General features: G+C 41.0%; 8 protein-coding genes. 6 read left to right on the top strand and 2 right to left on the bottom strand.

Annotated features, from left to right (window positions below; all coding sequences use genetic code 11):
* Nucleotides 1-50: 50 nt before the first annotated feature.
* The 3 genes from ACSQ8O_RS03635 (at nucleotide 51) to ACSQ8O_RS03645 (ending at nucleotide 2,874) form a co-directional block, all read left to right on the top strand.
* Nucleotides 51-743 carry a phosphoadenylyl-sulfate reductase gene (locus ACSQ8O_RS03635; protein ID WP_436240470.1) on the top strand — a complete coding sequence of 231 codons (693 nt, stop codon included), beginning with the start codon at nucleotides 51-53 and terminating at the stop codon, nucleotides 741-743.
* A 226-nt stretch (nucleotides 744-969) separates the two neighbouring features.
* Complete coding sequence (gene cwlD, locus ACSQ8O_RS03640; RefSeq protein WP_436240471.1) at nucleotides 970-1,731, top strand: N-acetylmuramoyl-L-alanine amidase CwlD; 762 nt, start codon at nucleotides 970-972, stop codon at nucleotides 1,729-1,731.
* A 54-nt stretch (nucleotides 1,732-1,785) separates the two neighbouring features.
* Nucleotides 1,786-2,874: a P-loop NTPase gene (locus ACSQ8O_RS03645; protein ID WP_436240472.1), complete on the top strand. Its 1,089-nt coding sequence runs from the start codon at nucleotides 1,786-1,788 to the stop codon at nucleotides 2,872-2,874.
* Nucleotides 2,875-2,927: 53 nt separating this feature from the next.
* Here the strand turns inward: ACSQ8O_RS03645 and gerD are convergent, their stop codons facing one another.
* Nucleotides 2,928-3,701: a spore germination lipoprotein GerD gene (gene gerD / locus ACSQ8O_RS03650; protein WP_436240473.1), complete on the bottom strand. Its 774-nt coding sequence runs from the start codon at nucleotides 3,699-3,701 to the stop codon at nucleotides 2,928-2,930.
* Nucleotides 3,702-3,840: 139 nt separating this feature from the next.
* Between gerD and ACSQ8O_RS03655 the strand changes: the two genes are divergently transcribed.
* Nucleotides 3,841-4,437 carry a KinB-signaling pathway activation protein gene (locus tag ACSQ8O_RS03655; protein WP_436240474.1) on the top strand — a complete coding sequence of 199 codons (597 nt, stop codon included), beginning with the start codon at nucleotides 3,841-3,843 and terminating at the stop codon, nucleotides 4,435-4,437.
* Between the two features lie 37 nt (nucleotides 4,438-4,474).
* Here ACSQ8O_RS03655 and pdaB read toward each other — a convergent pair whose 3' ends face one another.
* The gene (gene pdaB / locus ACSQ8O_RS03660; protein WP_056618230.1) at nucleotides 4,475-5,257 is read right to left on the bottom strand and encodes a polysaccharide deacetylase family sporulation protein PdaB; all 783 of its coding nucleotides are present in this window, start codon (nucleotides 5,255-5,257) and stop codon (nucleotides 4,475-4,477) included.
* Between the two features lie 113 nt (nucleotides 5,258-5,370).
* On the opposite strand from pdaB, the gene ACSQ8O_RS03665 reads away from it, so the two are divergent.
* Together ACSQ8O_RS03665 and ACSQ8O_RS03670 are read left to right on the top strand one after the other, a co-directional pair.
* On the top strand, nucleotides 5,371-5,982 hold the full coding sequence (locus tag ACSQ8O_RS03665; protein ID WP_436240475.1) for a stage II sporulation protein M: 612 nt from the start codon (nucleotides 5,371-5,373) through the stop codon (nucleotides 5,980-5,982).
* A 152-nt stretch (nucleotides 5,983-6,134) separates the two neighbouring features.
* On the top strand, nucleotides 6,135-6,365 hold the full coding sequence (locus tag ACSQ8O_RS03670) for a hypothetical protein (protein ID WP_056618222.1): 231 nt from the start codon (nucleotides 6,135-6,137) through the stop codon (nucleotides 6,363-6,365).
* Nucleotides 6,366-6,583 lie beyond the last annotated feature (218 nt).

Here is a 6,583-nt window from a genome sequence, read left to right on the forward strand (position 1 = left end):
TAAATCATACAATATCAGTCGGGATTGTCGACTATTGGAGGAATCGGAAGATGAATCTATTTGAGAAAGAAGCATTTGTAACGAAAGCTGCGGAAGAATTCGAAAATCAATCGCCTGAAGCCATATTGAAATTAGCTGTAGATACATTTCAAAGATTGACACTTGCTTGTAGTTTTGGAGCGGAAGATGTGGTGTTGGTCGACATGCTGCAAAAGATTAACCCAAACGTAGATATCTTCTACTTGGATACGAATGTGCACTTTGATGAGACTTATGAAACGAAAGATCGTCTTGAGAAGCACTATGGTACTAAATTCGTTCAAGTATTGCCTAAGTTAACTCTTGATGAGCAAGCGGAGAAATTTGGGGATGAGCTATGGAAAAGTGACGCGAACCAATGCTGCAACATACGTAAAGTTGATCCACTTACAGATATCCTTAAAAACTATGATGCGTGGATTACTGGTATTCGCCGCGATCAAGCACCTACTCGAGCAAATGCTAAAAAAGTTGAATACGATGTGAAATTTGGTCTAATTAAATTCAACCCACTAGCTGGATGGACTTCAGAAGACGTTTGGCAATACATTCGAGATAATGATGTGATATACAACCCACTGCATGATCGTAACTATCCTAGTATCGGTTGCACGCACTGCACACGTCAAGTCGCCGAAGGTGAAGATCCGCGCGCGGGACGTTGGGCAAGTATTGAGAAAACGGAATGTGGTCTCCATAAGTAAGTTTGTTTCAACACTGCAATGCACAATACAAGGCCTCGTGAAGCGATTCTACATGCGATTGTACGTAGGACTAATAGTTGTTCGGATTTCATCGTATGACGCGATTACACGGGCGTAGGTGGAAGGTTGTAGCGACCCTGAATATCGTGTATAAGTCTGGTATATTTGTCCACCCTGTCCCATATAGATGTTACAGAGTCTATAGGGGAACAGAGGTGGATTTTTTATGCGTAAAAGGAAGAAGAGGTTGGTGGTATGGCTGACCTTTCACAGTAGTCTGAAGCTAATGCTTTCAGCTATGCTGGTTGCCTTGGTTGTCTTTATTTATGCGTACGAGCTCCCTACAACGAAGACCTGGTCGGATTGGACGCTCCCTTTATCGGGTAAGACAATAGCGCTAGACGCCGGTCATGGGGGGCCAGACGGTGGGGCGGAGAGTAAGGATGGTATCATCGAGAAGGACATCAATTTAGCTATTACCTTGCGGCTACGCGACTACTTACAACAAGCTGGTGCGATTGTGGTTTTAACAAGAGAAACGGATACTGATCTAGCGGAATCGGGTACGAAAGGCTATAGCAAACGTAAGACGCAGGATCTCCACAACCGCGCGGACTTGATACAGAATAATAATGCCGATATGTTTTTGAGTATTCATTTGAACAGTATTCCATCGGATAAATGGAGAGGCGCACAAACGTTCTATTATTTGAATAATCCCGATAATCCCAATCTAGCGGCACTCATTCAGTCCGAGCTTAAACGTAATTTAGAAAATACCGATCGTGTTGCTAAGTTGGCGGATAAAACTGTGTATCTGTTAAAAACGTTGAAAATCCCAAGTGCACTTGTTGAGGTAGGCTTTCTTTCAAACCCAGAAGAGGCGAAGTTATTAGCTGATGAGAACTACCAGAAGATACTGGCAGCATCGGTTTATCAGGGAATTCTGAGATATTATGCAGGTGAAAAAGTGGGTTCTTCTTCATAATGTGTTATAATAAAAGCCGCGAATACAATGTCCCAATAAAGGTGTGATGTGGCTATGGTACATAAAGATCAAATTCTAGAAGCGTTGAATAAGCTAATAGATCCCCAGTTTAATAAAAGTGTAGTGGAATTAAATTTGATTCGTGATGTAATGGTGAAAGAAGATGCGGTATCCTTAAGTTTGCTCGTAGTAACCGAGGATGAAGGATATAAGGAGCAAGCCAAAGCATTTATTCAACAATCTTTAGCAAATATAGGGGTACCTCAAGTTCATATCCGGTTTAGATTGATGACGGACCATGAGCGGAGTCGTTTGGAAGGAACTTCACATCAGGCGGATACAAACCAGCAGAAGCCTGTTCAACCTCCGATTCAGCAGCCGATTCTTGGACAATCCTCTACGGTTGAGTTCATCGCTATTGCGAGTGGCAAAGGTGGCGTTGGTAAATCAACAGTCACAGTTAATCTAGCAGTCGCACTGGCTCGTAAAGGGAAAAAGGTAGGGATCATCGATGCGGATATTTATGGATTTAGTATTCCGGATATGATGGGGATTGAAGAACAGCCGCAGTTGGTAGAAAACGTGATTATTCCTGTTGAGAAATTTGGAGTAAAAGTGATATCGATGGGGTTCTTTGTCCAAGACAATGCACCTGTTGTATGGCGTGGGCCGATGTTAGGCAAAATGCTACGCAACTTCTTCAATGAAGTAAATTGGGGAGATGTGGAGTACATCCTCCTAGACCTTCCTCCGGGTACTGGCGATGTTGCACTTGATGTGCATCAGCTCATACCGCAAAGCAAAGAGATCATTGTTACGACACCACATGCTACAGCAGCTTTTGTAGCTGCTAGAGCCGGTGCTATGGCCATTCAAACGAATCATGAAATTTTGGGTATCGTTGAGAACATGTCCTACTATGAAAGTAAGGATGGCAGCATTGAGCATATTTTTGGTAAAGGTGGAGGTGCTAAGCTTGCTGAAGATCTTCACAGTGAGCTATTAGCGCAAATTCCATTAGGAGCGCCTGATAATCATATATCTGAAAAAGATTACTCGCCGTCTGTATATAAGGCAGAATCCAAAGCAGGTCAAATCTATTTGGAAATAGCGGATCGGATGATTACGAAGCTGGATAAATAATGCAAAAAAAGGAAGAGGAAGCAGAGGGAATCTGCCAACTCTTCCTTTTTCGTTTAAGAATCGGAACCTCCATCTTTCTTCTCTTCACCTTGTTTGTCGGAGTCCCCTGAGGAATCATCCTTCTGTTTTTCATCCCCGCCGTCTTGTTTCTTTTCTCCTTCTTTGGCTTTATCATCACTTTTTTCTGTGCTCTTTGCGGAAGGCATTTGATCAGGCTTGCTTTGTTGGGCAATAGCAGACTTAAGTAATTCGACCATTTGCGCCCTGAAAAGAGGGCTTTGGATGGATTCCTCCATGACTGTCATCATTTGCTGGCGGTATGGTGCTGTTTTCATAACATCAAGAACCATTTTCTCATAATCTGGGTTTTTCATAACATCAATCAGTGATTTTTGGTAGGTAGGGTCCTTGAGCAATTCCTTGAACATCTGTTTGGTTTCTTTTTGGATTGCCGTGGCAAAGTCACCTGCGAACTTAGGGTCCTTCATCATATCGGTCAAAAACATATTATTTTCCTTAGCGGTCAGTACATCCTTGACTGCCATTTGAAGCTGCAGGGACTCATTCGCAGATAGTAGTTTAATTTGTGATTGGCCAGCAACGCTGTTAGCACCTACATCTCCATTCATGATACTTCGATTTGCAGCACTTATTGCTTTTTTACCATCATCTGACTTCAGAATATCAAGGATCATTGTCTTTTGTTCTTTGTACGTATTGGCTTGAGATTGGCCTTGAGATGAGTTATCTGTACCACAAGAGGCGAGAAGAAAAGCCAATGATATAGCCGGTAGGACCTGAAGCTTTCTAAGTCTTGTCTTTAACATAACTACATGCTCCCTTCCCTGAACTTTAATGGTCTTAGTATGTGTGGTTAGGGTCAGAATATAAGGGGACATTATTGGCTTTTTAACGTAAAGATTGGTACAATTAACAATTAGAGTTGATGTGTGGAGGGAATTAAACGTGACTTTACGTAAATGGTTTCACTTATTTTGGACAACATTAGTATTAGGGATTGTAGTATCCACTGGGGTTGGACTTATCCTTCAATTTTCAGACAAAGAATTCTCTGTAATGGGCTTATCGGCGGTCGGGTTTAATTTGATCAATATGATTCTCGGTGGAGCTACAATAAGTGTATTGAGTCAAATGGGCTTCTTCGCATATTTAATCGTTAGGTTCATTGCTGTTGGTATTATACGATCTAAAACAGTATGGGACTTGTTACAGCTTGCCGTTGTTATTGTTGTATTATTCGATCTTGTTTACTTGAGGAAAACGAATTTCAATAGTTCAGAATCGCTGCTTGGATATTTCGTCTTGCCTGTCTGCGTATTAGTGATTTCTTTAGCAGTAAGCTATTGGAAGGTGAAAATGACGAATCGGAATGCATTCATTCCTACTTTATTTTTCATGACGGCGGTTACTGTGCTTGAGGCTGTACCAGCATTGAAATTGGATAACACGGCATCAAGTCTATTTATGTTGGCACCATTGTTCGTCTGTAATGCATGGCAAATTCTTACCCTACATAAAATATTGGATAACAAAAAGAGCTAATTTGATTAGCTCTTTTTTTAAAATTTATTTATAAATACTAATGGATTTGTTTCATAGCTTGATCCTCAACAGGGGTTGTTTCCACCTGGGTTTGCTTAATGAGCTCACTAACACTTACGAACTGATATCCCTTTTCTCTTAGTTGTTGGATGATGGCGGGCAAAGCCTCATGTGTTTGTTGGGAGGAGTCGCTCGCATGAAGAAGAACGATATCGCCAGGATGTGCCTTGCTCACAACACGGTTTACAAGGGTGTCGACGCCTTTATTCAGCCAATCCTGAGAGTCTGTATCCCATTGTATGACGGAATAGCCGAGATCATCAGCAATGCGCAACACACGCTTGTCGAAGTCGCCGTTAGGCAAGCGAATGAGGTTAGGCTCCTTACCAATTAATTCTGTTAAAATGCCATGAGCAGTAGTAATTTCGTTTCGAATTTCCTCGTCACTTAGGTCGCTGTAGTTGTCAAATTTGTTTCCGTGACTACCAATCTCGAATCCGTAGCTTTTGATATGCGAGACAATGTCGGGATGGCTCTTACTCCAGGGCGAGGATAAGAAGAATGTTGCATCCTTAACACCATTGTCCTTTAGAATTTTCAAGATCGGTTCAGCTCGAGTATCACCCCAAGAAATATCAAAGGTAAGGGCGATGACTTTCTTTTCGGTCTGCACGCTGTAGATAGCCGATGGCTCGGAGTTCATAAAGACGGATACATTACTTTGTTCGGAATATACAATGGCCGCGGAGAAGATGATGGCAAGAGCAATGAATAAATATTGTTTAAATTTGCGTGCGTTGATTACAAAAAAGTAGTTCATAAACAGCTTGTACCTCCTTTATGTCAAGCCATAGATAGCTTGTATAACCTTTAGTAAATAATGTATGCTCGTACACATGGTACTTATGCTTCCGAAATTGGAGGAATTACAAAATGAATTTTCCGGCATTGCTTAGACATTTTAAAGAAATGAAGCATTACTTTATTGTGGTTGTTCTTGTTTTTGGATTTAGTTTGTATATGGGTTGGGCAAATTCTGACCAATTTACGCATTTCTTGGAAAAGCAATTAGAGGGACTCCAGCCTATGATTAAATCGATAAGTACCAAAGAAAACCCGCAGGTTTGGCTGTTCATTTTTATCTTTTTAAATAACGCGATTAAGTCGGTGCTTATTGTTTTCTGTGGGGTTTTCCTAGGTGTATTACCGCTCTTTATGCTAATCGCTAATGGAATGATTCTAGGTTATGTTCTTTCTTTGCAGACGCATGAAAGTACATTGTCCATTGTTCTTAAAGGGATATTGCCGCATGGTATCATTGAAATCCCTGTTATATTGCTTGCGTGCGCATATGGCTTGAAGATAGGGATGTTGGTTTGGAAAATGGGTGTACAGCTACTCGTGCCTGCTGAGAAAAGAAGTGCTCGAATTGAATTGAATAGAATTTTTCAATTAACCAAACCGCTCAGTATGGGAATCGTTGTACTTCTTTTGATTGCGGCTATAATTGAGAGCACACTTACCTACTGGTTGGTGCATTTGTAAAATATTTTCAATCTCTCGTCATAAAATTGGCAAAATCTGAGCATAACAATAAGGCGTAAAAGAAGAGGGGCATAATTGGCTCAACTCTCCACGTCTAACTAAATTTGTTAGTGCCATGAATCTCTACAGTCGAGAGGGGTTTGGATGGATGTATGCTCGGATTTTTGTTCAATGAGAGAGAATGCAGAGAATTAGATTATGTACTGCGTAAAGAATTAGACGAAATGCTATTCGATCTCAATGATAAGAGAATTGATCAAGAGATAAAGGGAGCTATAGAATCCAGATACAAGGTCATCTTCAGGATGTATGCTCGCTTAGCGACACCAAAGGAAATATCAAAGTACGCTAGAAACCGTAATTACCAAGCTCAGAAAAAATAGGGGGTAAGTGCTTGACTTACCCTCTCCACCTGTGTTATTTTATAACTCGTCACTTCGTAACAAAAGCGAGTGAGTCTTATTATAGAAGAGGTTACATATAACTTTCAAAAAAAGACTTGCAATCTCTGGTGTGACTGTGATATATTTAAAAAGTCGCCGCTAAACGGATGGCGATGCAATGCGAAAGAAATTGATCTTTGAAAACTGAACAACGAGTG

This window comes from Paenibacillus sp. LjRoot56 (assembly GCF_964253335.1).
Lineage (GTDB): Bacteria > Bacillota > Bacilli > Paenibacillales > NBRC-103111 > Paenibacillus_E > Paenibacillus_E allorhizoplanae.